Annotated in this window: 1 protein-coding gene and 1 pseudogene; both read left to right on the top strand. The window is 67.5% G+C overall.

What is annotated here, in order from left to right; all coding sequences use genetic code 11:
- Positions 1-137 precede the first annotated feature (137 nt).
- Positions 138-1,084 (top strand): annotated as a pseudogene (locus FGD71_RS35305) (IS481 family transposase).
- Between the two features lie 1,185 nt (positions 1,085-2,269).
- Positions 2,270-3,808 (top strand): tetratricopeptide repeat protein (locus FGD71_RS35300; protein WP_162931316.1); only part of this gene is annotated, 1,539 nt, incomplete at its 3' end.

The following is a 3,808-nucleotide window of genomic DNA, read 5'->3' as shown; positions in this document are numbered from 1 at the left end:
GTGAGTTGAACCCAAGCTGCCGGACCGGCGCGTCGAATGCGCACGCAAGTGCGGCCATTCATCGAGCTGCTGCGCCAACACTCTAAAACTGACGATCATCGTTGACACCTGGGTCTCCGATCACTACGGAGATCCACATGCCGAAGCCCAACATCACCCCGCCGCTTGACCGTGAGGCCAAGCGGCGCCTGGCCGTCATACGCCACGTCGAAGAGGTCACCGGGAACGTCGCAATGTCCTGCCGGTACTTCGGGATCAGCCGGCAGGCGTACTACACCTGGTACCGCCGCTACGAAGCCGAGGGCGTCGAAGGTCTGCGCACCCGCTCCAAGGCGCCGAAGACCTCGCCGAACGCGACCCACGTCGAGGTGGTCGGGAAGATCATCTACTTGCGGCAGAACTACCACTTCGGGCCCGAGAAGATCACCATGTACCTCAAGCGGTACCACGACGTCACCATCAGCAAGTCGGGCGTGTGGCGCATCCTGAACCGCCTGGACATGGGCCGCCTGCCGGCCTCCCAGCGCTACAGGCGCCACGACCGCAGATGGAAGCGCTACGAGAAGCAGCTGCCCGGCCACCGGGTGCAGATCGACGTGAAGTTCATCGAACCGCTCGCCTCGATGCCACAGGGACGCCGCGGCGGGCGCAACAAGTACTTCCAGTCCACCGCAATCGACGACTGCACAAGGCTGCGGGTGCTGCGGATCTATCCGACGCTGAACCAGGCCACCGCGATCCAGTTCCTCGACTACGTCATCCAACGCCTGCCGTTCCAGGTCGAGGTCATCCAGACCGACAACGGCGCCGAGTTCCAGTCCGCCTTCCACTGGCACGTCCTCGACAAGGGCATCGCCCACACCTACATCAAGCCCCGCACCCCGCGGCTGAACGGCAAGGTCGAACGCTCCCACCGCATCGACGCAGAGGAGTTCTACCGGCTCCTCGAAGGCGTCATCATCGACGACGCCGAGGTCTTCAACGACAAACTGCGCGAGTGGGAGGACTACTACAACTACCATCGCCCCCACGGCGGCCTCGGCGGCCTCGGCGGCCTACAGAACGCCTCAAGGCGGCCCGCTGACGCGGGCCGCGCGCGCTGGCGGCCCGTGGCCGCCGCCCGCTCCTGTCTCCGCCCCGCTCGCGCCGCCCCCAGCCCGCTCAGCGCGCAACCCGGAACAGGAACCCGCCTGCCCAGTCGCAGAAGTCCGGACTGCTTCGCCCAACACGCTCGGTCATCGGCGGACGCTCATCAGCACAAGCGCGAGCACGACCAGGTGCACCAAACCGCCGCCAAGGCCCGTGGCGCGGCGCCCGATCTCGTGCCGGTCTGCGGGCCGGTGCCGCCATCGCCGAGTGGCCGTCTGGGGCTGCGCGGAAGGCGTCTGCGGGTCAAAGATCATCCCTGAAAGCGTGGCTGATGACAGTGGGTGGCTGAGGGAAACACGCGCAGGTGCTCAGGCGCCTGTCCCGCCGTCGTGGCTGACTTTCCCCCGCTCAAGGTCTCGGGGGTGCACTCGTTCGACATTCCATGGCACTTTCGCCTCGTCAACGCAGCTCGGGTCCGCAGCAGTTCTACCGGCCTGGTGGCGACAGTCGCCCTGGGTGGCCCTCTTCTGATTCCCTCATCTCCTAGGTGTTGATTGCGCGTCGCGTGCGAGCATGGTCTGTTCCACGGGAGTTGACGGCGTCGCTTTGGGGGTGGGGATGGACGGTCGGGCTGTGATGCGGTGGCTGGTGACGGTGGCCGGTTCGGTGGGAGCTTTCTTTGTGGTAGCGGTGCCGTGGGCAGTGCTGTCAGACGGGGGCAACGATCCGTGGGAGGTGATCGGCCCGGTGGCCGGGGTAGTCGCAGCTGGGGCTCTGGCCGCTCTGGGCTGGTGGGCACAGGCTGGCGGGTCCGGGATGCGTCGGGTTCGGCAAGCGGCGCGTGGCCGGGGTGGGATTCGGCAGACAGGGGGTAGCACGGGGGCCGGGGCACCGGCTGGTGTGGCGGGCGAGGACGTGCGGCAGAAGGCCCGCAGCGATGGCAGCGGTGACATCGATCAGGTCGGCGGAAACCGTAGCTGAGGCACCGGGGGGAGTCGTGGAGCGTTCGGGACAGCGCCGTATCCGGCAACAGGCGCGCGCAGAACGGGACGTCACCCAGGTCGCGGGGGATATGCATGTGTATCCCCCGCCCGTTCCGGGGCGATCGGTGGAGTGGCCGGTGTGGGTGGGGAGTGTGCCACGGCTGGCTGCTGCTTTTCAGCCGCGCACGACCATGCGCATGAGGGCGAGTGAGGCGCAGTCCGAGGGCAGTGAAGTGGTGCTGTCGGGGGTCGGTGGAGTGGGTAAGAGCCAGCTTGCTGGGTCCCTAGCTCGGGATATACGGGACCTGGAGCGTTCCGAGGGAACGGGCCTGGACGTTCTGGTATGGACGCGAGCCGACGACCCCGACCAGATCATCACCGCCTACGCGGAAGCGGCCGAACAACTGCGGCTTCCCGGGGTTTCTCAGGATGACAGCACTGCGGCGGCCCGTGAGTTCCTGAAATGGCTCGCGGCCACAGAGCGGCGGTGGCTGGTGGTGCTGGACGACATCACCGACCCGGCGCAGGTCGAGGAATGGTGGCCCGACAGCGGCGCCGCAAACGGCTGGGTCCTTGCCACCACACGACGCGACGACGCCCAGCTCAGCGGCCGGGGACGCACCCTCATCCGACTGGGCCTCTACACACCGGAGGAGGCCCGCGCCTATCTCCACCGCCGTCTCGCCGACGCTGGCCACCCCCACCTCCACAATGCCGATCAGGCGGACGAGCTTGCCGCGGAACTCGGTCATCTGCCGCTCGCGCTCAGTCACGCCGCCGCCTACCTCATCAACAAGCGCCGCACGATGACCGATTACCTCACGCTGTTGCGCGACACCGATAGCAGACTGGGCGATCTGCTCCCGCCGAGCGCGGACACCGAAGGCTACGGACGCCCCGTCGCCGCCTCGCTGCTGATCTCCCTCGAAGCCGTTGAGGAAGCCGACACCACCCGCTTGGCCCGGCCGCTGCTGCACCTGGCCTCTCTCATGGACCCTCTCGGGCACCCCGCCAGATTGTGGACCACGCCCCCAGCTCTCGAGCACCTGCGGACCACCCGCCCCCCGCAACGCCGCCGGCTGCGACGGCACCGCCCGGCCGTCACGGAAGCAGAGATCCACAGCGCACTGGAATGTCTGCGCACCTACGCTCTCACCACCCAAGACACCTACACGGCACCCGTGCGGATGCACGCGCTGACCGCCCGCGCTGTCCGCGAGACCATTCCGTCCCACGCACTTCCCGCTACCGCTCATGCCGCGGCTGAGGCGATCCGCAGTCTCTGGCCCGCACTCGATCACCAGGATCGGGAGCTGTCGGCCACCCTGCGGGCCAACACCGTCCACTTGGACCAGCACACCCACCCCGCCCTGTGGCGGCCCACCACTCACCTGTGCATTCGCCTGGTCAGCAGCAGCCTCAGAGAGGCAGGTCTCTACCGCCAAGCGATCGAGTACGACGAGGGAACGGTTCAGCGCAGTAACGAAATCCACGGCCCAGACCACCCCGACACCCTCAACGCCCGCCACGATCTGACCAACTCATACAGTGGTGCCGGGCGCATCCAAGACGCCCTTGACCTGCGTGAGCGGGTCCTGGCCGACCGCGAGCGTCTCCTGGGCAACGACCACCCCAACACTCTTGACGCCCGCCACAACCTCGCCAACTCCTACCGCGATGCCGGACGCATCCAAGACGCCCTCGACCTGGCCGAGCAGGTCCTGGCCGACCACGAG

Source organism: Streptomyces sporangiiformans, from assembly GCF_005768555.2.
Classification (GTDB): Bacteria; Actinomycetota; Actinomycetes; order Streptomycetales; family Streptomycetaceae; genus Streptomyces; species Streptomyces sporangiiformans.
The sequence above is the reverse complement of the archived record's forward strand: the minus strand, read 5'-3'. Positions and strand labels throughout refer to the sequence as shown.